The organism is Bradyrhizobium sp. UFLA05-108, from assembly GCF_059803455.1.
Map to the genome: position 1 here is coordinate 1 of NZ_JBANAZ010000032.1, position 25018 is coordinate 25018.

21 protein-coding genes are annotated in these 25018 nt (G+C 61.1%); 6 read left to right on the forward strand and 15 right to left on the reverse strand.

Features of this window, described 5'->3' with window-relative positions:
* The 3 genes from SO140_RS23070 to SO140_RS23080 all read right to left on the reverse strand — a co-directional run.
* Positions 1-333, reverse strand: a 333-nt coding sequence (locus SO140_RS23070; protein WP_498543169.1) for a transporter substrate-binding protein, incomplete at its 3' end; no start/stop codon positions are given.
* A gap of 31 nt (positions 334-364) precedes the next feature.
* Complete coding sequence (locus SO140_RS23075; protein WP_449383879.1) at positions 365-1363, reverse strand: acetamidase/formamidase family protein; 999 nt, start codon at positions 1361-1363, stop codon at positions 365-367.
* Between the two features lie 57 nt (positions 1364-1420).
* Entirely contained in the window at positions 1421-2938 is a 1518-nt protein-coding gene (locus SO140_RS23080; protein WP_449383878.1) for an amidase, read from the reverse strand.
* Positions 2939-3284: 346 nt separating this feature from the next.
* Between SO140_RS23080 and SO140_RS23085 the strand changes: the two genes are divergently transcribed.
* Both SO140_RS23085 and SO140_RS23090 read left to right on the forward strand, forming a co-directional pair.
* Positions 3285-4466 (forward strand): transporter substrate-binding domain-containing protein, encoded by a 1182-nt coding sequence (locus SO140_RS23085; RefSeq protein ID WP_449383877.1) that lies wholly within the window; start codon positions 3285-3287, stop codon positions 4464-4466.
* 41 nt (positions 4467-4507) lie between these two features.
* Positions 4508-5062 carry an ANTAR domain-containing response regulator gene (locus SO140_RS23090; protein ID WP_498541077.1) on the forward strand — a complete coding sequence of 185 codons (555 nt, stop codon included), beginning with the start codon at positions 4508-4510 and terminating at the stop codon, positions 5060-5062.
* 34 nt (positions 5063-5096) lie between these two features.
* Here the strand turns inward: SO140_RS23090 and SO140_RS23095 are convergent, their stop codons facing one another.
* The 3 genes from SO140_RS23095 to SO140_RS23105 all read right to left on the reverse strand — a co-directional run bounded on the left by SO140_RS23095 (position 5097) and on the right by SO140_RS23105 (position 8980).
* Positions 5097-6473, reverse strand: a complete 1377-nt coding sequence (locus SO140_RS23095; protein ID WP_449383875.1) for a CaiB/BaiF CoA transferase family protein — start codon at positions 6471-6473, stop codon at positions 5097-5099.
* A gap of 580 nt (positions 6474-7053) precedes the next feature.
* Positions 7054-7932: a L,D-transpeptidase gene (locus tag SO140_RS23100; protein ID WP_449383874.1), complete on the reverse strand. Its 879-nt coding sequence runs from the start codon at positions 7930-7932 to the stop codon at positions 7054-7056.
* A gap of 16 nt (positions 7933-7948) precedes the next feature.
* The gene (locus SO140_RS23105) at positions 7949-8980 is read right to left on the reverse strand and encodes an amino acid ABC transporter substrate-binding protein (RefSeq protein ID WP_449383873.1); all 1032 of its coding nucleotides are present in this window, start codon (positions 8978-8980) and stop codon (positions 7949-7951) included.
* 1379 nt (positions 8981-10359) lie between these two features.
* On the opposite strand from SO140_RS23105, the gene SO140_RS23110 reads away from it, so the two are divergent.
* Positions 10360-10794 carry a hypothetical protein gene (locus SO140_RS23110; protein ID WP_449383872.1) on the forward strand — a complete coding sequence of 145 codons (435 nt, stop codon included), beginning with the start codon at positions 10360-10362 and terminating at the stop codon, positions 10792-10794.
* A 199-nt stretch (positions 10795-10993) separates the two neighbouring features.
* Here the strand turns inward: SO140_RS23110 and SO140_RS23115 are convergent, their stop codons facing one another.
* From SO140_RS23115 to SO140_RS23135, 5 genes are all read right to left on the reverse strand, one after another.
* A complete protein-coding gene (locus SO140_RS23115; RefSeq protein WP_449383871.1) occupies positions 10994-11971 on the reverse strand; it encodes a peptide ABC transporter ATP-binding protein in 978 nt (325 codons plus the stop codon).
* The gene (locus SO140_RS23120) at positions 11968-13005 is read right to left on the reverse strand and encodes an ABC transporter ATP-binding protein (protein ID WP_449383881.1); all 1038 of its coding nucleotides are present in this window, start codon (positions 13003-13005) and stop codon (positions 11968-11970) included. The genes SO140_RS23115 and SO140_RS23120 overlap by 4 nt, the downstream gene beginning before the upstream one ends.
* 28 nt (positions 13006-13033) lie before the next feature.
* Positions 13034-13939: an ABC transporter permease subunit gene (locus SO140_RS23125; RefSeq protein WP_449383870.1), complete on the reverse strand. Its 906-nt coding sequence runs from the start codon at positions 13937-13939 to the stop codon at positions 13034-13036.
* Entirely contained in the window at positions 13936-14946 is a 1011-nt protein-coding gene (locus SO140_RS23130; protein WP_449383869.1) for an ABC transporter permease subunit, read from the reverse strand. Before SO140_RS23130 ends, SO140_RS23125 begins: the two co-directional genes overlap by 4 nt.
* Positions 14947-15024: 78 nt before the next feature.
* The gene (locus SO140_RS23135) at positions 15025-16626 is read right to left on the reverse strand and encodes an ABC transporter substrate-binding protein (RefSeq protein WP_449383868.1); all 1602 of its coding nucleotides are present in this window, start codon (positions 16624-16626) and stop codon (positions 15025-15027) included.
* 659 nt (positions 16627-17285) lie between these two features.
* Here SO140_RS23135 and SO140_RS23140 point away from each other — a divergent pair.
* Together SO140_RS23140 and SO140_RS23145 are read left to right on the forward strand one after the other, a co-directional pair.
* Positions 17286-18128 carry a DUF1194 domain-containing protein gene (locus SO140_RS23140; RefSeq protein WP_449383867.1) on the forward strand — a complete coding sequence of 281 codons (843 nt, stop codon included), beginning with the start codon at positions 17286-17288 and terminating at the stop codon, positions 18126-18128.
* A 269-nt stretch (positions 18129-18397) separates the two neighbouring features.
* A complete protein-coding gene (locus SO140_RS23145; protein WP_449383866.1) occupies positions 18398-18952 on the forward strand; it encodes a thioredoxin family protein in 555 nt (184 codons plus the stop codon).
* A 623-nt stretch (positions 18953-19575) separates the two neighbouring features.
* Here the strand turns inward: SO140_RS23145 and SO140_RS23150 are convergent.
* The gene (locus tag SO140_RS23150) at positions 19576-20625 is read right to left on the reverse strand and encodes a hypothetical protein (RefSeq protein WP_449383865.1); all 1050 of its coding nucleotides are present in this window, start codon (positions 20623-20625) and stop codon (positions 19576-19578) included.
* Between the two features lie 18 nt (positions 20626-20643).
* Entirely contained in the window at positions 20644-22242 is a 1599-nt protein-coding gene (gene guaA / locus SO140_RS23155) for a glutamine-hydrolyzing GMP synthase (RefSeq protein WP_474797066.1), read from the reverse strand.
* Between the two features lie 435 nt (positions 22243-22677).
* Between guaA and SO140_RS23160 the strand changes: the two genes are divergently transcribed.
* Positions 22678-22887, forward strand: coding sequence for a cold-shock protein (locus SO140_RS23160; protein WP_027526965.1), 210 nt, complete (start codon positions 22678-22680; stop codon positions 22885-22887).
* 341 nt (positions 22888-23228) lie between these two features.
* On the opposite strand, the gene SO140_RS23165 is transcribed toward SO140_RS23160, so the two are convergent.
* Positions 23229-24530, reverse strand: coding sequence for an RsmB/NOP family class I SAM-dependent RNA methyltransferase (locus SO140_RS23165; protein ID WP_449382251.1), 1302 nt, complete (start codon positions 24528-24530; stop codon positions 23229-23231).
* A 34-nt stretch (positions 24531-24564) separates the two neighbouring features.
* On the reverse strand, positions 24565-24987 hold the full coding sequence (locus tag SO140_RS23170) for an MAPEG family protein (RefSeq protein ID WP_449382252.1): 423 nt from the start codon (positions 24985-24987) through the stop codon (positions 24565-24567).
* Between the last annotated feature and the right edge of the window lie 31 nt (positions 24988-25018).

Consider the following 25018-nt stretch of genomic DNA (forward strand, 5'->3'; position numbering starts at 1 on the left):
GCGCGAGGCCGAGGTGATGCCGCCATGGACGACCGCGACCTTGTCCTTCAGGGCCGCCTGCTGCGCGAACTGCGTGTAGAGCTGCATGTTCGACTGGGTGTCGTAGTTGATCAGCTTGAGCGGCCGGCTCAAGAGACCACCCGTTGCGTTGGCCTCCTCGATGGCAAGAGTCATCGCGTCGACCATCGGCTTGCCGTAGATGTCGAGGCCGCCGGAGAGATCGTGAATGCTGGCGACGTTGATCGGATCTTCCGCCCAAGCGCTGGAGGAAAACATCCCGGCGGCAGCGGTGGCCGCCGTACCCTGCAAGAACGTTCTGCGATTGAACCTCATAGCCCTAGTCCTCCTCGCGGTTGCCGCTGTTTCATGAAGTCAGGTATCTTTTCAGAATTGAGGCCCCCATCGTGTATTTCGGGTCGACCATGTTGCCGAGCCGGATGCGTCCGGCCTGGCTGAGCAGCATGTAGGCGTCGATCTCGTCGAAGCCGTAGTCGGCGCTCATCCAGCGAACCAACTCGCGATAGGCGATGCGCGCCGCATCCTCGAGCGGTCGGGCGCTGCCGATGGTCATGAGGAACTCCCGGGTCTCGAGCCGCGGCCACGCAAAGCTCCAGTCCTTGATGACGTCGATCTGCATCGTGACGGTGGCGCGCTGCTCGATCGCGACGCCCGACAATTCGCCGTCTCCCTGGGTGGCGTGGCAATCGCCGACATAGAGAAGACCACCTTTGACATGCACCGGGAAGTACAGGATAACGCCCGGAGCGACATCGGGCAGGTCCATATTGCCGCCGTGATAGTCCGGCTGCAGCGACGAGATTGCCTCGATCTCGGGCGATATCCCGATGGTGCCGATGAACGGTTGATAGGGCAGCGTGATCTTGTCGCTCCAGCGCACGCCGTCCTTGTCGACGTGCATGACCCTTACCCGCTCCGGCAAGGGCGGATTGAGCAATGCGGTTGAGGCAGTTCCGACAAGGCCGCCAAATTCCGGAATGATGCAGGTCTTGCCGGCCGGCTGCGCGCCGCGGGTCTCCACCGCATGAATATGCACGGCCAGGCAATCGCCCTTCCCGATGCCGTTGACGGCAATCGGGCCGCATTGAGGATTGAGGAAGGGAAACCGCAGCTTTGCGGTCGGACTGTCCTTCTCGCTGGTGATGACGCCGCCAAAGGCATCTTCGGTCTCGACGGCGACGACATCGCCGGGATCGATCGTCAGCGCCGGCTTTGCGTAAGGACCGTAAACGTAATGGAAAGGCCCCTGCTTTTCGATCGTGAGCTCGTGGCGTCGTCCCGCCCGGCCCTTGGCGAGGCCGCGCTTTGCCATGATGGAGGTCTCCAGCCAGGTTTCGTCGATCATTGCGCAATCCTCGGAGGCAATCGGCATGCAAGCACGCCAACGCCGGATTTGCCTGGTTCAGTTTAATTTCCACTCTCCGGCGGCTTCGATCGCCCGCGCCAGCCGTATCAGCGTCGCTTCCTCGAAGTGGCGCCCGACCAGCATCAGGCCGACCGGCAAACCATTGACGCGGCCGCATGGCACGGTGAAGGCAGGATGTCCGGAAACGTCGAACGAGCAGGTGTTGGCCTGCATGTTGAGGGCGACGTCGATCACGGTGTTGAGCGGCGCATCGGGCGGCGGGATCGGCGTCGCAGTAAATGGAATCGTCGGCATCGCCAGGGCGTCGAATTTTTGCAGCGCGTCATCGTAGGCCCGATGCAGCAAAGGCCGGAGATTTTGCGCCTTGGAATGATAGCGCCCGTGATAGTGGCGGTGCATATATTCGCCGAGCATCAGCACCAGCTTCACCGTCGGCGACACGTCATTGATCCGTGTTCCCATGCCGCGCGCAAGCGCCTCCTGCATCGAGACCGGATAATAGCCCTGGACGTTGTTGCCGACGCCGTAACCCTTCAGCATCATCTCGGCGGCGCCTTCCAGAATGACGCCGCTCCAGACATGCGGTCCATCGAGATGCCAGGGCACGGAGACTTCTTCGCTTGCGATGCCGGCTTTGCCTAGCGCCGCAATGGTTTGTCGCACCTTCTCGTTGACCGCCGGATCGCTCTCGGAATGGCCAAACCCCTCGCGCAGGACGCCGATGCGCAGCCCCCTCGCGGGATTGCCGAGCGCCGCCATATAGTCGCCGGTGCGCGCGGCAATGGTCCGTGTATCCCAGCCGTCATGACCGGCGATGACCGTCAGCAGGCGAGCGACGTCTTCGACCGAAGCGCACATCGGGCCGCAATGATCCACCGAGTAGCTGATCGGCATCGAGCCGGTGGTCGGCACCAGGCCCCAGGTCGGCTTCAGACCGTAAACGCCGCACCAGCTTGACGGCGTCCTGATCGAACCGCCCTGGTCGCCGCCGAGCGCCATCGGCACCTCACCCGATGCCACCAGCGCGGCACTGCCGCCAGAGGAGCCGCCGGCGCTGTGCGCAGGATTGTGCGGGTTACGGATCACGCCGCCGGCGCAGGTATGGCTCGCGCCTGAAAAGCAGAGATCCTCGCACGCAGCCTTGCCGGCGATCGTGCCACCGGCGTCGAGAATCCGCGTCACGACCGTGGCGTCGAGTTCGGGAACATAGCCTTCGAGCAACGCCGAGCCGTTCATCATCGGCACGCCGGCGACGCAGATATTGTCCTTGATCGCGATCTTTTTGCCGCTCAACAACCCCTCTGCGCCGGTACGGATGTTCGTCTTCCAATACCAGGCGCCGTAAGGATTTTCAGACGCCGCAGGCCGATAGCCCGGCGAGCGCGGCGCAATCGGCGCCAGCGCCGGAGGCACCAGCTCGTCCAGCCGGCCATAGGAAGCCAACGGTCCCTTGAAAGCCTGCTGAAATGCAGTGATCTCGTCAGTGGTGAGGACGAGGCCAAAGTCGGCGCCGAGATCCTCGATCTGCTCCAGCGTCGGAAGGCGAACGGCCATACTCCACCCTTCGGGTCGGGGAGACAAAATGAAAAAAGCCACCCGCGGCCCGAGAAGGGCCTCGAATGGCAACAGTGCCGATGCTATCAATGGTCGCGTAGGTTACGGTGCAGATCGAAACTTGGAGTCGTCACTCAGACGTCATCGGCTGCGCGAGAACTCTTTCGCAATGCACGCATTCACGTAGCAGTCATTGTGTCTTAGCGCCGCTGGCCTTGTCAATGCGAGGCCAGCACGTTTTTTATGCTGGTCGCATCAATGGCGTGCAGTGCTGATTGACGATGCAAGGAAGCAAGGCCTAGTTTCTTGCGACGAGATTGTTGCCGAACAGCGCCCTGGTTTCTCCATGAGCAAGCCGTCCATCCCTCTCGGCCTCGTATTCTCCCAGTCGGGACCCTATGCCATGATGGCGGGCGAAATGCGCAAAAGCGCAATGATGGCGGTCGACGAGATCAACCAGAGCGACGCCTTCGATTTCACGTTCACGCCGCACCTCCGCGATCCCTGCGGAGTCGTCGCCGAGTATCACACTGCGTGCGCCGATCTCATTCATGAGGAGCATGTCGGGCATATCGTCGGTTGTTACACATCGGCCTCACGCAAGCAGGTAATTCCGATCGTCGAACGGACCGAGCGGCTGCTCTGGCATCCGGCCCGCTACGAAGGATTCGAAAGCAGCGACAACGTCATCTATGTCGGCGCCGCGCCCAACCAGCATGTCGTGCCGCTGGTGCGCCACATGCTCGACCACATCTCCGCCGACGTATTCTGCATCGGGTCGAACTATATCTGGACCTGGGAAATGAACCGCGTCATCCGCGAAATCGTGACCAGCGCCGGCGGCCGCATCCTTGCCGAACGCCTGCTCGAACTCGGCGAGATCGCAGTGGACCACATCGTCACGGAGATCATCGACCGAAGACCGCCCGTCGTGTTCAATACGCTGGTCGGTGAATCCAGCTACGCGTTCATGCGTGTCCTCCATGCGGCGGCGACGCGTGCCGGCCTCTCGATCCCGATGCTGAGCTGCAGCCTGTGCGAGCCCGAACTCAAGCTGATCGGATCAGCGGCCTCGGTCGGGTGCATTACCTCATCAGCATATTTCGAGAGCATCGAGGGCGCCGAAAATTGCAGCTTTGTGGCGCGATGGAAGGCTCGTCATGGCGAAGACAGCAGCCTCTCGGTCGATGGACAGTCCACTTATGTCTGCGTCATGCTGCTTGCCCGCGCCATCCGCCGCGCGGGTTCGGCGGAGGTCGGCGCCGTGCGGCGCGCCGCGGCAAATCATCGCTACGATTCCCCGCAGGGTCCGGTTTGGGTGGATCCCGACAACAATCACTGCTTTCTCACGCCAAGGCTGGCACGCTCAATGCCTGGATGTCAGTTCAGTATCTTCTGGGAAGCCGATGCGCCTGAACGTCCGGATCCGTATCTTTCTAACCTGGACCTGAGCGCGTTCGGCAGGAGGTCGGGAAAGAGCAATGATGCGATAGCCAAGCGTTCGAACCATTTGCGTATCGTGAAATGACCAGACCATCCCCCTTTTCCGTCCGCGGCCGTCGCGCTCTCATGGTGATGAAAGATGAGCGCGAAATCCCGATCGTGCGTCGCCAGCTCAGCCGCCTCGGCATGACCATTTCCGAGCATGATCCGGCCGAGCCGCCGCCAATCCAGCCTTTCGACGTCATCCTGTTGGATGCAGACAGCATTCCCATCAAGTCTGACCACGCCACCCTGTGGAAGGGCAGCGTCCCGATCATAGCGCTGATCGGAACGGAAACGCCCAGTCGATTGAAGTGGCTGCTCGATCTGCGACCAGCCTCTTTTCTCGTCAAGCCGCTCCGCTCTGCCGGGCTTTACACCGCCCTGGTAATCGCGTTCGATTCAGCGCAGCGAAGACTGGAGCAAGTCGCGCACATCGAAAAGCTGGAGGATCGCATCAGGTCCCGGCGGGTTGTGTTCGCTGCCGTTCTGCAGGTCATGCGCGGTCACGACATGTCCGAGACGGAGGCGTTCGCGCTCATTCGGCAGACGGCAATGCGACATCGCACGACGATCGAGGTCTTGAGCGCGGAGATCCTCGCGGCTGGAGGAATGCCGAACCGGACTACGCGAACGGCATAGAATGGCACCAGGCTTCGCCCAAGGCTTCACGTTGCTACGGATTGGCCGGAGCAACCTGCGGCTCAGTGAATGGATCTGTGCGGTGCACTACCCCGTCGGCATACAATCCATCGATCTCCGCGTGCGATAGGCCCAGCATAATCGACAGAATATCGGTCGTATCGTCGCCGATCGACGGCGCGCCGCGCCAAATACGCCCTGGTGTCAGCGACATCTTCGGTACGACGCCGAAGACTCGGATCGGCACGCCCGACTGCCGGTCGAGCACCGGCACAGTCATATCGCGAGCCGCGTAGTGCTCGTCGCTGTATTGGTCGCGTACGTTGAACACGCGAGCGCAACCTATCTGGGCTGCGTTCAGCGCGGTCTCCACCTCAAGCGCCGTGTGTGCGGCACAATAGTCGCGCAGCCGTCGGTCGACCTCGCGCCCCTTCTCGGAGTTCACCGCCGCAGCATCCTTCGAGCATTCGTCGTAGCTGTATTCGACCGGGTCAAGACCGAGGAATTTGGGCACGCGCTTGTAGATCGCACCGCCGAGCGCCCCGATAAAGACCCAGCCGTCGCTGCATTTGAAAGTGTCGTAGGGTTGAAAACCCGCCGGCCGGTTGCCAGTATGCCCGTAGACCGTACCCTCACCGGTAAAAATCGGCAGCGTGTTGCCGTTGGTCTGCGCCACCGCTTCATACTGCGCGAGATCGATGACTTGACCTCGCCCGGTTTTCTTGACCTCCCAGAGCGCCATCATCGTCGCCGCCCAGCCGGTGAGCGCGGTCACATAGTCGCCGGTATAGGACTTCGCACGCTGCGGCGGACCGGCGGGGTCACCCGTCAAGTTCATCATGCCGCCATAGGCTTGCGCAATCGCGTCATAACCCGGTCGCCCGAGATAGTCTTGCTTTCCGTACTGACCATAGGTGCTGACCCGCACGATCACGAGGCTCGGGTTTACCGCGAGCGCCAACTCGTTGGTGATACTGTTGCGTTCGCATGTGCCAGGTGCCGAGGATTCCATCCATACGTCGGAAATCTTCCATAGCGCCATTAAGAGCTCTATGCCGCGCGCCTTTTTGAAGTCGAGCCCTAGCGACAATTTGTTCTTCGTGACTTCGGCCTCGTCACCGCCGTGGGGGCGCGGCCCCCGCTGCAATTGCGGCGCGGTAAAGCGAAACACGTCGCCTCCCGGCTTCTCGATGTGGATAACTTCAGCGCCGAACTCCGCGAGCTTGGTGCCAATATAGGGTTGAGCGATCAACTGCCCAGTGCCGACCGCGCGGATGCCCTCCAACGGCCCGAACGCTGGCGCGATGCACGGCGTCTTCGGTCGCTCCAGGCGCTTGATCCAAGTCGGGATAGAACCCCGAAGTTGCTCGATCTTACTCTCGTCGCGGATAATCCTTGGATCGTGAGGCATGCACACCCCCGTTGGTGAATGCACTGGTCAAACTTGGGTTCAAAGCGATTCTGGGCAGAGACAGGGAAAGCACGTGATCAATCTTCGCACGCTGAAGAATCAGTGAAATTTTTCGGACGTAACCCGTCAGTCGACGGCGTCCCGAATGCGGCTCCTTCGACGCAACATTATTGATTGCGGTTTTAGACGCAACATTATTGATCGCAGTTTTAAGTGTCCGGCGCCTCCGCCGCTTGCGCGACAGTGAAGGACACGACGGGCGTTGCGCGCCGATATGGCAATCTTGATGACATTCATACTCCCTTGGCAACTCGCGCCAAGAAGATGCGCCTACAAATTGGCGGTCAGAATGCGTCTAGGCAAGCCAAAAAGCTCTCTGCCACCTGCTGCGCGTGTGTCTCAACTGAATTCAAAGGATCAGGAAACGGAAGCGAGATATGTTATCGATGGCAGTCTGCTCAGACCTTGAAAGCAGACCATCGCTTTGCCAGGCCTGTTCCTGTGCCAACCAATGTGCCAGCGATCAAAAGGATGAAAGCCTAGCGGGAGGGAATTCGCGGAGCTTCCGAAATTCTCAAGTCTAGCTGACGAACACTACTCGCGTCTCCAGAGAAACGCGTCTGTATAGGTCCTCGACATCGTCGTTAACCAGCCGGATGCATCCGGAAGCGACGAGATGGCCAATGGTTTTCGGCGAATTCGTGCCGTGGATGAGCAGGCCAGGTTTGTCGAGCAACAGGGCACGTGCCCCCAGCGGACTGCCGGGTTGGCCGGCCGACGCAAGCGGCGCGTCTGTGCTCGCGCCTGAAGTCCTCCAGTCAGGCCATTCCATCTTGTGGATGATATGGAAGAAACTGCCTCCCCTGAGACATTCCTGCGCGACTCCGATGCCGTAGCGGCGCGCCGAGTTGTTCGAATCGATCAGATAAAGGAAGCGGTTTTCGCGGTCGATCACGATCGAACCTGGAACGACAGTGGTTCGATAGAAGACCACTTGCCGCTGAAGAGCAAACGGAAGACCTTCGCCCGTCGAGCCGCCATCGACGCCGGGCTTCAGGTCGGTCACGACGACGTCGTCGCCCACGCGCGCCACCTTCGATGATGCCGTCACTCCGGTTCTGGCCACGCCAGGGACCTTGCTTGGGACATATCCATACAACAAGGCTGCCGCGGCGATGACGACGACGAGAGCGGCGGTGCCGTAGGCTATCGGCTTCCAGCTTCTGTTCGTCGATAACACCTCGTTGATTTCAGCCGCAGACTTCGCTCCGTCGGCGACGAACTGGTCCTCAATCCGCCGGATGGCGTCCTCAAGTGCAGCCGCGTGCGATGCAGCAGCCTCGCGCGTCAGCCGCGATTTCCTAATGAGGCCGTAGGCATCCCTGTAGATCTCGTCGCGCGCCGCAGCATCCTTGCCTTCCACCGCCTTGGTCAGCAACGAGTAATAGTCCACGTCCATGGGGTAGCCTCTGAAACTATCTAACCGGAGGCGCGTACTGGATGCCGCCCTTCGTCCAAAGTGCATTCAGCCCGCGCGGGATGCTGAGCGGGGACTGAGTCCCAACGTTTCTCTCATAAATTTCTCCGTAGTTGCCTGTCGCGCGAAGGGCGCGCACGGCCCAGTCGTTCGAAAGGCCTAGTTGCTGGCCAAATTCACCCTCAATTCCGACTAGGCGTCGGACATTAGGATCAGAAGATTTCAACGCGTCGTCGATATTTGCCGACTTGACGCCGAGTTCCTCGGCGTTGATCAACGCATAAAGCGTCCACTTGACCAAGTTGAACCACTGGTCGTCACCCTGCCGCACGGCCGGTCCCAGCGGCTCCTTCGAAATTACTTCCGGTAGGATAACGTGGCTGTCGGGTGTCGCGAGCTTGAGCCGCTCGGCATACAGCTGCGAAACGTCGCTAGTCAGCACGTCGCATTTGCGGTCTTCGTAAGCTTTCCGACTTTCTTCCGCAGTACCAACAGCCAGGGTTTTGAGCGACATATCGTTGGCACGGAAATAGTCCACGAGGTTGAGTTCGCTCGTTGTGCCGGTCTGCGTGCAAACCGTCTTACCGCTAAGCTGAAGGGCTGTATCGACACCGCTCTCCCGACGCACCAGAAAGCCCTGTCCGTCGTAGTAGGCAACGCCAGCGAACATCAGACCGAGCGACGTTTCGCGCGACATCGTCCAGGTCGAATTGCGCGACAGCACGTCGATCTTGCCCGACTGCAGCGCAGGGAAGCGGGTCGCAGCGTCGAGTGGCGTGAACGTTACCTTGGCCGGGTCGCCAATGACTGAAGCTGCGATTGCCCGGCAGATATCGACATCCAGGCCAGTCCAATTGTTCTGGTCGTCCTGGCTCGAAAAGCCCAGCAATCCCTGCCCGACGCCGCAATTGAGCGTGCCGCGCTCTTGGATGGCCTTCAACGTCTGAGCGTTCCCGGGCGGGGTGTTTGTATTCAGTACGGCGATGATTGCCGCGGCCAGGACGACGGATCGGCTTGTGAATTTCGGCATTCCGGTTTTGCGATCTGGTAGGGCGCGAGTATCGGACGCTTTATACTAGTGACGCGGACGGATCTCTGAGGGTCATCGCTCAGTCTTTGCCGCGAACGAACGCAAGTCTTGATCTAGATCAAAGACGGCGCAAACGACGATCACCGTCCGTCCATCGCGCGATCGGACGTCCCTGATAGGCCGAGTCCCCACCTACCTATTCCTCCCGCTATCAAACCATTATGGACGAGGTTCCTGCCTCGCTAACGGGACCGAAAGCAGCCATGCGGCTTCGGGGCACTACGGAGCTTCTGCCAAGACCCGAACCACGTCCCGACTACTCCCGGAAACCGACATGGCAGCCGCGGTCTCCGTACGCGTTGGGAGCACCGCCGACGTTAACCCTGTCGGCAAATAGTCCGTACGTGGGTCGGCAGCCGCCGACAAGTTGCCTCATTGGTACGGAGACTTTTCACCGGCACTAACTCAGGTTAGAGGCGCATCATGCTGAGAATGGCGTCGTTGGGCCTCCTTATCCTGCTGGGTGTAGGAGTACTGTCAGCAATGGAGCTCAGAACTCCACCGCGGAGCGCAGTAGCGGTCGTCCAGCCCATTGCTATGCCAGCCATAGACATTTCCGATTCCCATAGTGCGTTGGCAAAAGCTGATCGCCTTGAAGTTGCCGCTGTGAACGCCGAGGTGCCAGCACAGGCTGCTTTGGTCGATGAACGCATTGCCCCGCCGAATGACCTCGGTATCCGTTCTTCGGAGCCTCCGAGGCCGGTCGCCCGTCGGCGGCACAATCCAGAATCGAAGAAGGTCGCAACCGCTGCACGACCCAAGTCGAAGCCAAGGGCAACCGCTGTCAGGCGAACTGCCATTTTGCAGCGTTCAAAGGCCGCCAGCGATACCGAGCCCTGTCGGCTCAACGCGTTTGGTGGCTTGCGCAAGGCTTTGAATTCAGCCGACTGCGAAATCTGATTCAGCGACTCATAAATCCTCGTCGAACGCCTTGCCTCCGCGCTGGCCAAGAAGCATCTGCGTCGTCTTGGGTATGTCCACGCTGCGTCTGGGTTGCCCCCGATAGCGGCATCGAAGGCGGACGACATCCCAGTTCGGCCTCATCCTTGCTGCAGACACGAGCCGTTTAATGCCGGGTTTGGGAGCGAGCTCTTTTTTGGACCGCTCAAGATACACATCTTACAAAGGAGCAGATCGGCCGGCCGGCACGCCCGTTAATTTGGTCCAGCGCTGGCTTGAGGCCTTCGGCGGCAAGGGCAAATCCTCGCGCGCCAGTGCGCCGGGCGCGACGCCTGCCGTCAGCCGAAATAGCTAATCGAACCGTCCAACGATAGCCATGAACGCCGGCGAACTTGGGTGGGCGAACCAACCGGACCACCATGTCCTCCAGCTCCAACGCCAGTATCGCCAAGAAAGCCCGAACCAAGGCTGAGGCGGATTTCGCCACTTGGCTCATGATGGCCAAGCTCGGTGGTTTCGATGACCTGCCGTCAAATGCCCAGAGCTTTCTGACCAGCTATCGAACCCGACTCGAGACGATGAGCGAGGCCGAGTCCACGGCGCTGGCTATTCGCGAGGTCTACAGCGCATATTACAGCGCAATGGGAGGCGTAGGTACGGCGCCCGAACCAAAGGCTCGGACGCCAACGACAGAGGGCAAAGTCGTGGGGTCCCAGAGACCGACTAAACAGCGGCCTGGCCTATCGGCTGCGCGTCACTCGACGAGGCCGATGACCCGAAAGTCCTTCCTGACGCTGCTGGTTTTCGCGAGCCTGGTGGCACTAATTGTCGTATTCAGTTTGCTGGCGCAGTAACACCACCCGCGGGCACGAAAGTTCCCGGACCGCCGCTTTGGCGCACCGGTGTTGCAACTTAGGCGGAGAAGACCGAGGCTGCTCAAGCTTGGCCCGCATCGCTTCCAGTCAGAGTCGGCAGCACCTACGAGTCTAGGTATTTCGTGCAACGAATCTAATACCGACCACCGTTTGGTGAGATGCCTTTGCGGACCGATCGTTAAGCCGCGTGAGCTTCCAGGAAGCGCTCGGCGTAATGGCAGGCGACGAGGCGGCCGTCAAGCGGGCGCAAGGGTGGACGCTGCGAGCGGCAGAGGTCGGTCGCATGGGGACAGCGGGTCGAGAAGACGCAGCCCTTTGGTGGTTCGAGCGGCGAAGGCACCTCGCCCTTCGGCACGACACGCTGGCGTTTGCGGCCAAGGCCCGGCGTCGCGTCGAGCAAGGCCTGAGCATAGGGGTGCAGCGGCCGCGCAAAGATGCGCTCTTTCGCTCCGTGCTCGACTGCGATTCCCAGATACATGATCATCACGTCATCTGCGATGTGACGCACCACGCCGAGATCGTGCGAGATGAAAAGATAGGCCAGCCCTAGTTCGCGCTGGAGATCGACCAGGAGGTTAATGACCTGCGCCTGCACCGACATGTCGAGCGCGGAGACCGGCTCGTCCGCAACCAGCAACTTCGGCCGCAACATCAAGGCGCGCGCGATCGCGATGCGCTGGCGCTGGCCGCCCGAGAACATGTGCGGATAGCGGCCGTATTGCTCCGGCCGCAGCCCTACCCTCGCCATCATGTCGAGCGCCTGCGCCCGCCGCTCCTGCTTCGAAAGCCTGGTGTTGATGATCAGCGGCTCTTCCAAGATCGCGCCGACGCGCTTACGCGGGTTGAGCGACCCATAGGGGTTTTGAAACACGATCTGCACGGCCCGGCGCAACGTCTTTGCGGCGCTGGCCGAGAGATTGATAGCATCCACCCCATCGAGCATCAGTGTGCCGGCGCTCGGCTTCTCGATGAGCGTCACGAGCCTTGCGAGCGTCGACTTGCCGCAACCGGACTCGCCGACGATCGCCAGCGTCTTGCCGGCCTCGAGCGCGAACGATACTCCGCCCACGGCCTGCAGATGCGCGCGGGGGCGGAACCAGCCCTGCTTCATCTCGTAACTGCGCTTGAGATCGGTGGCAGTGACAAGCGCTGTCATGACACGATCTCGCGCTTGAGGATCGCTGCCCCGCCGGCGTCGGCCCGATCGGCCGCGATGCGCTCATCCCGTGTCGGATCGCCGAGCGGATAATGACAACGGATCAGGCCGTCCATCCAGGGGCGCAGGTCGGGACGCGCCTTGTCGGCCAGCGGCGTTGCATAGGTGCAACGTGGATTGAACAGGCACCCCCGCGGCCGATCGTAAACCCCGGGCACAACGCCCGGAATGGTAGCGAGCCGTCCGCCATCGCTCGCCTCCGGGCGCGCCGCCAGCAAAGCGGCCGTGTAAGGATGCTGCGGCGACGCGAACAGGCCTTGTGTCGGGCGCTGCTCCATGATCTGCCCCGCATACATCACGGCGACGCGCTCGGTCGTGTCCGAGACTACGCCCATGTTGTGCGTGATGAGGATCAGCGCCATGCCGCGATCGCGTTGCAGGGACAGCAGAAGATCGAGGATCTGCGCCTGGATGGTGACATCGAGCGCTGTCGTCGGCTCGTCGGCGATCAGGAGCTTCGGATTGCAGGCGATCGCCATCGCGATCATGACGCGCTGGTTCATGCCGCCCGAGAGTTGGTGCGGATAGGCCGACAGCCGCTTCTCGGGAGACGGAATGCCGACTTGCTCGAGGAGTTCGACCACGCGCCGCCGCGCGGCCTTGCGATCCATCCCTTCGTGGATGTGTAATGTCTCGGCCAGCTGATAGCCTATCGTGAAGGACGGATTGAGCGATGTCGTCGGCTCCTGGAAGATCATCGCGACGTCCTTGCCGGTGAGCGCGCGGCGCTCGCGATCGGTCAAGGTCAGCAGATCCCGCCCCTCGAACCGCAGCCTGTCGGCCGCGACGCGCCCCGGGTATGGTACCAGTCCCATCACGGCCAACATGGTGACACTCTTGCCGGATCCGGATTCTCCGACGATCCCCAGCACCTCGCCTCTTTCCAGCTTGATGTCGATGCCATCTACAGCGCGCACCATCCCACTTTGCGATGGAAACGCGACCGATAGATTTTCAATCTCGAGGAGCGGCATCAGATCGTCTTTCAACAGTGATCATGCGCTATCGCTTGAGCTTGGGATCGAGCGCGTCACGCAGTCCGTCGCCGAGAAGGTTGAAGGCCAGCACGGTTACAAGGATCGCCAGACCTGGAAGCGTGACGACCCACCAGGCCCGCAGCACAAATTCGCGCGCATCCGCTAGCATGGTGCCCCATTCGGGCAAGGGCGGCTGCGCGCCCAGACCGAGAAAGCCGAGCGCGGCCGCGTCCAGGATCGCCGTCGAGATGCCGAGCGTCGCCTGGACAATCAGCGGCGCGATGCAGTTCGGCAACACCTCCTTGAACATTAAGCGGAGCCGTCCGGCGCCAGCGACTTTGGCCGCGGTGATGTAATCTTTCGAGACTTCGCTGATCACGGCAGCGCGCGCGATCCGCACATAGTGCGGCAGGAGCACGATCGCGACCGCAAGCATGGCATTCATCAGGCCGGGCTCAAGGATCGCGACGATCACGATCGCGAGCAAGAGGCTTGGCAGCGTCAACGTGATGTCCATCAGCCGCATGATCGCGATCTCGATGACGCCGCGAAAAAAACCCGCGACCAGCCCAAGGATCGTCCCGGCGACGACCGACAGCGTCACCACCGCGATTCCGATCAGAAGCGAAAGCCTTGCTCCGTGAATAAGACGGGAAAGAATATCGCGGCCGATCGCGTCGGTGCCGAGCGGATAGGCGATCGATCCACCCTGCTGCCAGAACGGAGGTTTCAGAAAGGCCGCATTGTTGGTGACGATCGGAGAATGCGGCGCAACGAAATCGGCGAACAGCGCAAGAAGGATCAGAACCACGATCACGGCGAGACCCGCCACGGCGCCGAAATTTGTCTTGAAATCGAACCAGAATTCCAACAGCGGATGCGGCGGAGCGCCGGCTGCGACGACGGGATTTTCGAGCGCTTCAGCGGTCATCTCGTGTACCGGATGCGGGGATTGATCAGCCCGTAGGTGACGTCGACCAGCAGATTGACGATCATGACGATCGCGCCGATCAACAGCGTGCCGCCCTGCAACACCGGATAGTCGCGGCGGTTGATACCCTCGATCAGCCATTTGCCCACGCCGGGCCATGAGAAGATGGTCTCCGTGAGGATCGCGCCCGTAAACAGGACACCGACCTGCAGCCCGATTACCGTCACCACCGGAATCAGTGCATTGCGCAGCGCATGGATCGCGATCACCCGGAAACGCGGCAGCCCCTTGGCGCGGGCGGTACGGATGTAATCTTCGCCCAGAACCTCCAGCATGGCGGACCGCGTCATGCGAGCTATCACGGCGAGCGGCACGGTGCCGAGCACGATCGTCGGCAGCACGAGATGTGACAAGGCCGAACGAAACGCGCCGAAATCGCCGTCCAGCAGCGTATCGATCAGCAGGAAACCGGTCACTGGTTCGACAAAGTACTGCACTGCGATCCGGCCCGACACGGGAGTCCATCCGAGCTGCACCGAGAAAAGCAGGATCAACAGCAATCCCCACCAGAAAATCGGCATCGAATACCCGGTGAGCGATATCCCCATCACGCCATGATCGAAGATGGAGTTGCGGCGAACCGCGGCGATGATGCCGGCCGGCAATCCGAGGCACAATGCAAACAGGATCGCGCAAACAGACAGCTCGATCGTAGCCGGAAACAGCATCCGAAATTCAGAGATCACCGGCTCATGGGTGACGATCGAGCGGCCGAGGTCGCCATGGGCCATCCGTGATAGATAGAGGCCGTACTGCACCAGCACGGGCCGATCGAAGCCGTAGTCAGCGCGCAATTGCGCGAGCCGGGCCGGATCGATGCCGTGTTCGCCCGCCATGGTCTCGATGGGGTCGCCGGGGATCAAGCGGATCAGCACGAACACAAGCAACGTGATCCCGATGAAGGTCGGAACCACGAGACTCAGCCGGGTAAGAGCGAACCGGAGCATGCCGTCCTCAGTCATCTCGAAGGAAGGAGAAGGGCAAGAAAAGCGGTGGAACGGCGAAGGCCCCCCCGCTCTGGTCTTCTACTCCTTGACGTCGACGCCATAGAAGTTGTGGCGTCCGAACGGCGACAGCTTGAAGTCGACAACCCTCTTACTGACGGGCTTCAACTGCACCGCGTGCGCGATAGTGAACCACGGAGCCTGTTCCTTGAAGATCACCTGGGCCTGCGCATACAACCTGGCCCGCTCGGCCTGATCGCTGACGGCCTTGGCCTTCACGACCAGATCGTCGAACGGCTTGTAGCAGAACTTGGCGATATTCGAGCCAGATGCCGATTGCGCCGAGTCGCAGCCCAGCAGTGTGTGCAGGAAGTTGTCAGGATCGCCGTTGTCGCCGGTCCAGCCCAGCATACCCATCTGGTGCTCGCCGGCCTGCATCCGCTTGCGGTATTCGCCCCATTCAAAGGACTTGATTTCGGCCTTGACGCCGATCTTGGCGAGGTCGGCCTGCATCAACTCCGCTATGCGCCTGGCGTTCGGATTGTAGGGGCGCTGCACCGGCATGGCCCACAGATCAGTTTCGAAACCATTGGGAAATCCTGCATCGGCCAGAAGCTTCTTGGCGGCCGCCGGATCATAGGGATCATCCTTGACGTCGTCGTTATACGACCACATCGAGGGCGGGATGGGATTTTTGGCCGCGATGCCGGTCGACAGATAGACGGCGTCGATGATCGCCTTCTTGTCGATCGCCATGCTAATGGCCTTGCGCACGCGCACGTCGTCAAACGGCTTCTTCTGAGTATTGAAGGCCAGATAGCCAACGTTCAGGCCCGGCTGTTCCAGCACCGTGGCGTTCGGATCCTTTTTGATCGCGTCGATGTCGGCCGGGTTCGGATAAGGCATCACGTCGCATTCGCCCTTCTGGAGCTTAGCCCAGCGAACGGATGCATCCGGCGTGATCGCGTAGACGAGGTCGTCGATCTTCGCCTTTCCGCCCCAATATCCAGGGAACGCCTTGTACCGGATCACGGCGTCCTTCTGATACTGCACCAGATAGAATGGTCCGGTGCCGATTGGATCCTGGTCGATCTTCTCGGGCGTGCCGGCCTTCAGCATTGCATCCGCATATTCCTTCGACTGGATGGCCGCGAAAGGCATCGCGAGGTCGGCGAGAAATGGTGCTTCCGGCTGATTGAGCGTCACCTTGATGGTGAAGTCGTCGACCTTCTCTACCGACTTCAACAATTTCGGCATCCCCATATCGCCGAAATACGAATGGTTCGGACTCGTCACCTTGAAGTACGGATTGTCCTCCTTCCATTGCCGCTCGATCGAAAATATGACGTCGTCGGCATTGAAGTCGCGCGTCGGCTTGAACGACCTGGACGTCGAATGCCACTTCACGCCCTTGCGCAGGTTGAAGGTATAGGTGGTGCCATCCGGCGAGATCGTCCATTTTTCCGCGAGGGCCGGCACCACTTGAGTGCCGCCGCGCTCGAACTCGACGATGCGATTGTAGATCGGCTCATTGCCGTCGAACGACGTGCCGGTGGTGTTGACGCCTGGATAGAAGTTTTCCGGACTGCCTTCCGAGCAGAAAACCAGGGTTTTGGCGGAAGCAGCCGAAGCAAACACAAGCGCCGAAGCGCAGACGGCGGCGAGCAGAATTGATCTGTCCACTGTTGGAACTCCAGGTGAATTCTTGGTCGCGGTCGATTCAGGCACAAAAGGCTGAACGAGCTTGCTATCGGGTACTGCCGCTGTCAATGCGTCCCGAGGTGATGCGCCACCGGACTCCGAAGCAGACGATGCTGCGGGGACGCGCGAATCCGGTCCGTAAAACCTCCCTCAGAATCTCCACTGATCTTCCCAGGCGGCAAAAGTCGATAGCGGTACAAAACGCCGATCACAACGCAAACACTCCGGAAGTAAGGGTCGTCGCCACATTCGCGCCTTTGCTTCCGATCCCGGTCAATGATCAGGAAAACCGTGGTTGGCTTGTGAGGTGATAGCTCGCACCGCTCACCAGACCACCTCGATCCGCTTTGCGCCAACAGCTTCACCTCTATTCGATCGACGGAATGGTGCGCAACCAGGCAACGAGGGCGTCGAGATCCTGCTCAGTCATCTTGCTAACTGGAATCTAGGAAAGCTCATCGGTGTCCGGACAGGCAAAGCCTTTGGGGTTGGCGCGATCCGGAAGCACGAGGCAGTTCCGGGCTTCTACTCATCGTCCTGAGAAGCCTCGACCGCTGCGAACGAGGACGACAATTGCTGTTTCCGCTTTTCGGAGCGTGTTTTGGGTGTCACCATGCTCGTGAAACGACGGGAGGGCCGCAATGCGCTGGTGTGTCTCGGTCGGGGCGGTGCTTGTTGCGGGGGCGATGGTCGGAGGTGACGTTGCTGGCATTGCCGCGCCGACCCCGAACTCTCGATTCGCCGACGCCAACCACAGTGTACAGCCCGTCAATGTCGAGCTCGTTATCGCCGTCGACGTCTCCTATTCGATGGATATGGACGAACTTGCCATTCAGCGCGAGGGCTATGCACAGGCCATCGTCTCGAAAGACTTCCTTCAGGCACTGAGGGCCGTTCCGGGCAGCAAGGTGGCCGTGACCTATTTCGAGTGGTCGATGTCAGGCGACGAGAAGATCATCGTTCCCTGGCGCATGATCGACGGCCCGGAATCGGCGGATGCAGTAGCCGCCGAGATCATGAAAACCCCGGTTCGCCGAGGTTCGAGTACCTCGATTTCCGGCGCGATTAATTTCGCGGTGCAGCTGTTCGAAGAGAGCCCCTATCGCGGGTTGCGGCGCGTCATCGATATTTCCGGCGATGGGCCGAACAACGATGGAGCGCCCGTAACCGGCGCGCGTGACGCTGCCCTGGAGAAAGGCATCATTATCAACGGCCTCCCGATCATGGTGAAAGAGCCATCGCTCTCGACGACCGATATCGAGAATCTCGATCTTTATTACGAGGACTGCGTGATCGGGGGGCCGGGCGCCTTCATCATGACGATCAAAGATCGCGAAAAATTCCAGGAAGCGATCCGGACCAAGCTTGTTCGCGAAGTTGCGGGCCTCGCGCCAGAGAGCGGGATCGTCCCAGCCGCTGAGAAAGAGCCTCGGGTGCCCTGTCTGATCGGCGAAAGAAAATCGCAGGAGCGCGGCCGGCGGTGAGTGTCGAGACCATCATTCAGAGCCGCCGGACGGATAGACTTTAGACAGCAGTTTATCATGGTCGCCGCCCCACGCGCCGGAGCATTGGAGGTGCTAACGTCCGTTCGTGGCCCACATCGACGAACTCCCGCGCTCGTCCAAATGGCAGTGTTCCGGGTCGACCGGAAATGGCTGACGTATGGCCAAAACGACGCGGCTGGCGAGCAGGTCTTGGAAATTGTGCCCCAGCAGGCCGTCGTGAGCATATATTGGGCATAAGGAGGTGCGATATGGCAACATCAGCTACCCAAGTCGCTTTTGATACGCCAGCGGCGGTGTTCCAGCTTCCGGCCACCGACGGCAAGACTTACGCACTAGACGACGTTGCGGGCGCAAAAGGCACAGTAGTCGTCTTCATCTGCAACCATTGTCCCTATGTTAAAGCGGTGATCGACCGCATGGTTTCGGACGCCCGCGTGCTGATGTCGGAGAGCATTGGCTTTGCGGCGATTTGCTCGAACGATGCGGCGAGCTATTCCGAAGACTCATTTGAGAATATGAAGCGTTTCGCGAAGGCTCATGATTTCCCGTTTCCATATCTCCACGACGAGACCCAGAGAGTCGCTCGGGCGTATGGGGCGGTCTGTACGCCGGACTTCTTCGGCTACAATGCCGACCGCAAGCTCAAGTATCGCGGCCGGCTCGACGAAGGGCGCACAACTCCGCCTCGCGCGGGGGCGCCCCGCGAGCTTGTCGAGGCCATGCGCGCGATTGCGACCACAGGTCTGGCGCCGGCTGACCAAAAGGCGTCTATTGGCTGCTCGATCAAATGGAAGGACAAATGAAGCCGATCCCTGTCAACGGGTTTCGCATTGAGACCGCCGCGTGCGGCATTTGCTGCACATGTGCGATTTGACTAGCGGCATCTCGAGGGCGCCGCGGCTGCTGCCGGGGTCGCATTCGCCGGCAGAGAACGTCACGAGGGCGAGTGCCTTCGTCCGCGTGTTTGCTTTGCAAAGATGAGGACCGACACGAAAGCGGCGAGCGCAAGGCTATCGACTACTAGCGTCAATATTTCCATTGCATGGCAATATGGCGTTGTTCCTGTCGCGCCTTTTCGGCGATTTGGCGCGCATATCGCCGGCGCTCGCCAGACGGATTACCGAGCTGATCCAGCGCACGGGCACTGCGAACCGTCGTGAGGCTTCTACAATGAAGGGCGCAAGCACATTGCTAGCCTGATCCTTCACTGGCTGGCCAGCGAATTCGTCCCCGGCGAGAACGGCACTGCTGCAGATCGGCGCGGGAGGCTAGGCGGGAAAGATTAAGAAATGACGCCGCAGAAAGGTATCATTATCGTTGCAATGGCCGAGGGGCGCCAGGTCGAGCAGGACTCGACGGCATCCTGTGCATCGTTGCCAGCACAACCTGACGAGTCCACCCTACGGGCCGTCATGTCAGGCGTCGGTCATCCCGCCATTCGCGCAAGGCGCGAGCCAACAAATCGCGGATTCCCGGCGTCACCCATGTCCACAATACTGAACCAACGATCGGCTCCTGCATCGAGCCAATTCACGATAGCTGAATCGAAATGCATAATGAAGGCGTCTTCCTGCTCCCTATGACCTGTCTTGAGGTCGAAATAATCGACCTGGCAGGCCGGGAAAAATTCGTTCAGCAACCGATCGAATTTCTGCAAGAGACCCTGCCGGCTCGCATCTCCAGTGGGAAATTCAGAGTGGGCAGAGAAAGAGCCGTACAGGCAGTCGTCAACTGTACCGGCCTCGTAGATGGTTCTGCCAAGTACACCATGCGGGCGCTCAGCATCGCCGTTGGGATGTTTCCTTATCGGATAATGGAATCCGCTGGTATGAAAACTAATCAAGTGGCCGCCGATTTCACGAAGCCGGAGCGGTTCCTGCGTCAGCCGTCCGAGGGCTTCCGCAGTCAGCCCATCAAGGACCATGTGCAAAAAATCCGATGTCAGGCTCTCGACCGTTGGACAAACGCGATAGCCCACTGTTCTGAACTGATCATCCCAAATTGGCTGTATCAAAGTCGACCCAGGAAATGCCGCTAGAGCGGCTGCGAGCAAGCGCCTTTGCGTGTCGAGGCGGCTTTCAAGCCAGACATCGTAAAAGGTTGTCGAACCGCTTAAGTCGCGACACCCTTCTCGCTGCATCTCCTCAGGCGCCGGCAGTGGCGGGCACACTCCGTCGATCGTGATCCCGAAATAGTTGCAAACCTGCTCGATCGACATGCCTCCATGCAATGGAGGACCAAAGCCAACATCCAGAAGGCGGGTCCCATCTGCAACACCGGGTTCGTTGGTCAAAGTCACCGAGAAATTTCCGCCCCGATAGCGGATATACACTTCCTTGCCCTCTTGCGTTTCACCCCAAAACTGCGCTGGCGCATATCCTCCGCCAGATAGTCGCGCGAGGTCGAGGCTCAGCGGCTCCACCTTGGGTGGCGTGAAATACCGAGAGTGCGAGTATTTGGATCGCCAATGATTCATTCTAGTTGCCGATCGACTTCACTCCCACTCAATCGTCCCCGGCGGCTTGCTCGTCACGTCGTACACCACCCTATTCACGCCCTTCACCTCGTTGATGATGCGCGTTGCGGTCTCGCCCAGAAACTTCATGTCGAACCGGTAGAAGTCCGCGGTCATGCCGTCGGTGGAGGTGACGGCGCGCAGGCCCACGACGTAGTCGTAGGTGCGGCCGTCGCCCATGACGCCGACGGTCTTCACCGGGAGCAGCACGGCAAAGGCCTGCCAGATCTCGTCGTAGAGGCCGTGCTTCCTGATCTGGTCGATGTAGACGGCATCGGCCTTGCGCAGGATGTCGAGCTTGTCGCGCGTGATGTCGCCGGGGCAGCGGATGGCGAGGCCCGGGCCCGGGAACGGGTGGCGGCCGACGAAGATTTCGGGCAGGCCGAGCTCGCGCCCTAACTCGCGCACCTCGTCCTTGAAGAGCTCGCGCAGGGGCTCGACGAGCTTCATGTTCATGCGCGCAGGGAGACCGCCGACATTGTGGTGCGACTTGATCGTCACCGAGGGGCCGCCGGTGAAGGAGACGCTCTCGATCACGTCGGGGTAGAGCGTGCCTTGCGCGAGGAAGTCGGCGCCGCCGATCTTCTTGGCCTCCGCGTCGAACACGTCGATGAAGAGGCGGCCGATGGTCTTGCGCTTCACTTCCGGATCGGTGACGCCATCGAGCTCACCGAGGAACTGTTTTGACGCGTCCACGTGCACGAGCGGGATGTTGTAGTGGCCGCGGAACAGATCGACCACCGTCTTGGCCTCGTCGAGACGGAGGAGACCATGATCGACGAACACGCAGGTGAGCTGGTCGCCGATCGCCTCGTGGATCAGCACCGCGGCGACGGCTGAATCGACGCCGCCGGAGAGGCCGCAGATCACCCTGCCCTTGCCGACCTGGTTGCGGATCTTCTGGATCGCCTCCTCGCGGAAGGCACGCATGGTCCAGTCGCCGGATAGGCCAGCGATCTTGCGCACGAAGTTGCGGATCAGCTTGGCGCCATCGGGCGTGTGCACCACCTCGGGATGGAACATCAGGCCGTAATATTTACGCTTCTCGTCCTGGATGATGGCGAACGGCGCGTTCGGCGAGGTGCCGGCCACCGTGAAGCCCGGCGGCATCCTGGTGATGCGGTCGCCATGGCTCATCCAGACCTGGTGCTTGCCGCCGAGCTTCCAGGTGTCCTCGAACAGCCTGCTCTCGGCCTTCACCTCGACATCGGCGCGGCCGAACTCGCGGTGATGGCCGCCCTCGACCTCGCCCCCGAGCTGGGCCGCCATGGTCATCTGGCCGTAGCAGATGCCCATCACGGGCACGCCGGAGGCGAAGATGAGTTGCGGGGCGCGCGGCGAGCCCTCTTCGTGCACCGATTCCGGTCCGCCGGAGAGAATCACCGCCTTCGGCTTCATCTCCTTGAAGGCTTGTTCGGCCTTGTTGAACGGGACGATCTCGCAATACACGCCGTCCTCGCGGACGCGACGCGCAATGAGCTGCGTCACCTGGCTGCCGAAGTCGACGATGAGAATCTTGTCGTGCGCCGAGGCCACATGGGGCGACGACGGGGAGCGGTCGTTCTGTGCTGCTGTCATGGCAAGCAAATACGCGAGCGGGGACAGCCCCGCAATGCCGGAAACCGGCTTTCCCGCCGGATTTTTGGGCCGATTTCGGGGGAAAATAGCCGCGTCGGCAACAGGTGAGCGAAGACTCACTTGCGCCGTTCCCACCCGACTGCGCTGAGCCGTGCCGGCAAGGACGGTAGCCAAACAAGGACGGTATACCCAAGATGCAGCGCAAGATAGAAAAGTCATACGATTCCCGACCCGCGGGCGGCGCCTTGAAGTAGCCTGAATATCTCGTTATATTTCAAGCATCGATACTTGGCCGAACGACTGGGCCGCTTCGCCTCGTTTTTGACGGGCGCGCACGCTTCAGATGATTTCTCCAAAACATCGACCAATCCGGATCATGGGCGCATTGATGCGTACCGGTCCACGTGCGTACTTCCCAAATTAAAGGATATTCCCATGGCTATGGGCACCGTGAAGTGGTTCAACAATCAGAAGGGCTTCGGTTTCATCCAGCCGGATGACGGCGCGAAGGACGTTTTCGTTCACATCAGCGCGGTCGAGCGCGCGGGTCTCAGCACCCTCAACGAAGGCCAGAAGGTCTCGTTCGACATCGTCGCAGACCGCCGCAGCGGCAAGTCTTCGGCCGACAACATCCGCGCCGGCTAGTCCGCCCGCGCGACGCACTAGCGCGCTCTGTCCACGGACGTACTGGCAGAGCGTAAGCGATCAAGCCCCGGCACCGAGCTTCGGTGTGCGGGGCTTTTGCTGTTGCCACGGGACAGCGCCGCCCGCTTTCCGCGGTCATTCCCCGCGAAGGCGGGGAATCCAGTGCGCCGCGGCCTATCAATTCAATACGGACGTCTCGGAGTACTGGATCGCCCTGTCCCGGCTGCGCCAAAGGCTTCGCCGGGCGCTCCGGTGTTGGGCCGGCGAAGCTTCAGCGAAGACGGCAAGCAGGGCGATGACAGTTGTGATTGTGGATCCACATCGCGCTTGGGCGGTGTGGGTTACGCTGCCTTCTTCAGCACCGACACGAAGAAGCCATCAGTGCCTGTGCGCCTTGGCGTCATCAGCCAGCCTTCGTCGGATTGCAGCGCGGCCTCGGCAAAGGCTTCCGCCTTGTCCCAAAGCACGCTCGCAGTCTGCTCACTCGGCACGACCGAGAATTCCGGATGGCGCGCCACGAATGCCCTCACCTGCTCGCCGTTCTCCTCCGACAGCACCGAGCAGGTGACGTAGGCGATGCGGCCGCCCGCCTTCACCAGCGGCACGGCGCGCTCGAGCACCTCGGCCTGGTCCTTCAGCCGGATCTCCAGCGCACCCGGGCGCATGCGCCATTTGGCGTCGGGGTTGCGGCGCCAGGTGCCGGTTCCCGTGCAGGGGGCGTCGATCACGACGAGGTCCGCCGAGGCGCGAATCTCGGCGAGCGGATCGGCCTCGCCCTTGGGCGTGCGGATCTCCGCATTGTGGACGCCTGCGCGCGACAGCCGGTCATGGATCGGGGCGAGCTGGCGCTTGTCGCGGTCGGTCGCGATCAGGCGCCCCTTGCCCTGCATGAGGGCCGCGAGCGCCAGCGTCTTGCCGCCCGCACCGGCACAGAGATCGATCACCTGCTCGCCGGGCTTTGCCGCCGTGAACAAGGCTGCAAGCTGCGAGCCTTCATCCTGAACTTCAATGGCGCCCTTGATGAAATCCTCCTCGGCCTGGATGCCGGGATTGCGCGCGTCGGCGCCAAGCTCGATGCGCAGGCCGTTCGGCGACCACGGCGTCGGCTGCGCCTTCAGATGAGATAATCGGCCGAGGACCTTGTCACGACTGCCTTTCAGCGTGTTGACGCGCAGATCCAGCGGCGCGCGGCTCGCCATTGCCGCGGCTTCGGCCGCGCGGGTCTCGCCGAACACTTTTGCAAGGTGCGGATCGAGCCAGTCGGGATAGTCGCCGGCAACCGCTGCCGGTGCATCCTCGAGGGAACGCGAGGCGAGCGCGGCCGCTTCCGCCTCCGTCAGCGGCGCCGGCGCATAGCGGCCGCCGTCGAACAGCGCCGCCATGGTCGGGGTATCCATGTCGCGCTCCAGGCGCAGCATGCCGATCAGGCGGGCGCGCGCCGTGTCGGACTCCATGAGATACGCACTCGAGGCGTAGCGGCGCAGAACGTCCCAGACGAGGCCGGCGATCGCGGCGCGGTCGCCGGAGCCGGCAAAGCGATGCGCAGTGCCCCACTCCTTCAGCGCCTTCGCCGCGGGCACTCGGTCTCTCTCAATGGTGTCGATCAGTTCGATGGCCGCGGACAGCCGGGCAGCAGGGGTCATTTCACTCTTTCAGATCAAGTCTGACGACCAAGCGTCAGATCAACAACAGAATCTTCAGCGCGAAGTAGACCCACATCGCAAGCAGCACAAGCATGCCGGCGAGCCAGACGGTCGAGCGCTGGCCGAGGTCGTTGGAGTTGACGAAGACGCCGGCATGGACGAACCGGGCCACCACGAATACCCATGACATCAGCACGATGAAGAGATCGGCATGGCGCAGCGGCAGCGCCAGTGCGATCAGCACGTAGAACAGCACCGGCAGTTCGAACTGGTTGGCAAAGCAATTGGCGATCTGTGTGGCGCGCTTCGGCCAGTTCGGCTCGCCGAGCGCGATGTCGCGGATTTTGGTCTCGCCGGAGACCAGCGTCTCGCGCCGCGCCAGCGCCATCCAGATCAGGAGCGCGAAAGTCAGCGCGACCTGAGCGAAGACCGGCAGCAAAACCATTTGAACGGACATCGGAATCCTTTCCGCCTGGTGCGGAGGCAAG

Coding starts and splice junctions, on each gene's coding strand:
- SO140_RS23075 (WP_449383879.1), bottom strand. CDS start 1,363: ATGATCGACGAAACCTGGCTGGAGACCTCCATCATGGCAAAGCGCGGC.
- SO140_RS23080 (WP_449383878.1), bottom strand. CDS start 2,938: ATGGCCGTTCGCCTTCCGACGCTGGAGCAGATCGAGGATCTCGGCGCC.
- SO140_RS23085 (WP_449383877.1), top strand. CDS start 3,285: ATGAGCAAGCCGTCCATCCCTCTCGGCCTCGTATTCTCCCAGTCGGGA.
- SO140_RS23090 (WP_498541077.1), top strand. CDS start 4,508: ATGGTGATGAAAGATGAGCGCGAAATCCCGATCGTGCGTCGCCAGCTC.
- SO140_RS23095 (WP_449383875.1), bottom strand. CDS start 6,473: ATGCCTCACGATCCAAGGATTATCCGCGACGAGAGTAAGATCGAGCAA.
- SO140_RS23100 (WP_449383874.1), bottom strand. CDS start 7,932: ATGGACGTGGACTATTACTCGTTGCTGACCAAGGCGGTGGAAGGCAAG.
- SO140_RS23105 (WP_449383873.1), bottom strand. CDS start 8,980: ATGCCGAAATTCACAAGCCGATCCGTCGTCCTGGCCGCGGCAATCATC.
- SO140_RS23110 (WP_449383872.1), top strand. CDS start 10,360: ATGTCCTCCAGCTCCAACGCCAGTATCGCCAAGAAAGCCCGAACCAAG.
- SO140_RS23115 (WP_449383871.1), bottom strand. CDS start 11,971: ATGACAGCGCTTGTCACTGCCACCGATCTCAAGCGCAGTTACGAGATG.
- SO140_RS23120 (WP_449383881.1), bottom strand. CDS start 13,005: ATGCCGCTCCTCGAGATTGAAAATCTATCGGTCGCGTTTCCATCGCAA.
- SO140_RS23125 (WP_449383870.1), bottom strand. CDS start 13,939: ATGACCGCTGAAGCGCTCGAAAATCCCGTCGTCGCAGCCGGCGCTCCG.
- SO140_RS23130 (WP_449383869.1), bottom strand. CDS start 14,946: ATGCTCCGGTTCGCTCTTACCCGGCTGAGTCTCGTGGTTCCGACCTTC.
- SO140_RS23140 (WP_449383867.1), top strand. CDS start 17,286: ATGCGCTGGTGTGTCTCGGTCGGGGCGGTGCTTGTTGCGGGGGCGATG.
- SO140_RS23145 (WP_449383866.1), top strand. CDS start 18,398: ATGGCAACATCAGCTACCCAAGTCGCTTTTGATACGCCAGCGGCGGTG.
- SO140_RS23150 (WP_449383865.1), bottom strand. CDS start 20,625: ATGAATCATTGGCGATCCAAATACTCGCACTCTCGGTATTTCACGCCA.
- guaA (WP_474797066.1), bottom strand. CDS start 22,242: ATGACAGCAGCACAGAACGACCGCTCCCCGTCGTCGCCCCATGTGGCC.
- SO140_RS23160 (WP_027526965.1), top strand. CDS start 22,678: ATGGCTATGGGCACCGTGAAGTGGTTCAACAATCAGAAGGGCTTCGGT.
- SO140_RS23165 (WP_449382251.1), bottom strand. CDS start 24,530: ATGACCCCTGCTGCCCGGCTGTCCGCGGCCATCGAACTGATCGACACC.
- SO140_RS23170 (WP_449382252.1), bottom strand. CDS start 24,987: ATGTCCGTTCAAATGGTTTTGCTGCCGGTCTTCGCTCAGGTCGCGCTG.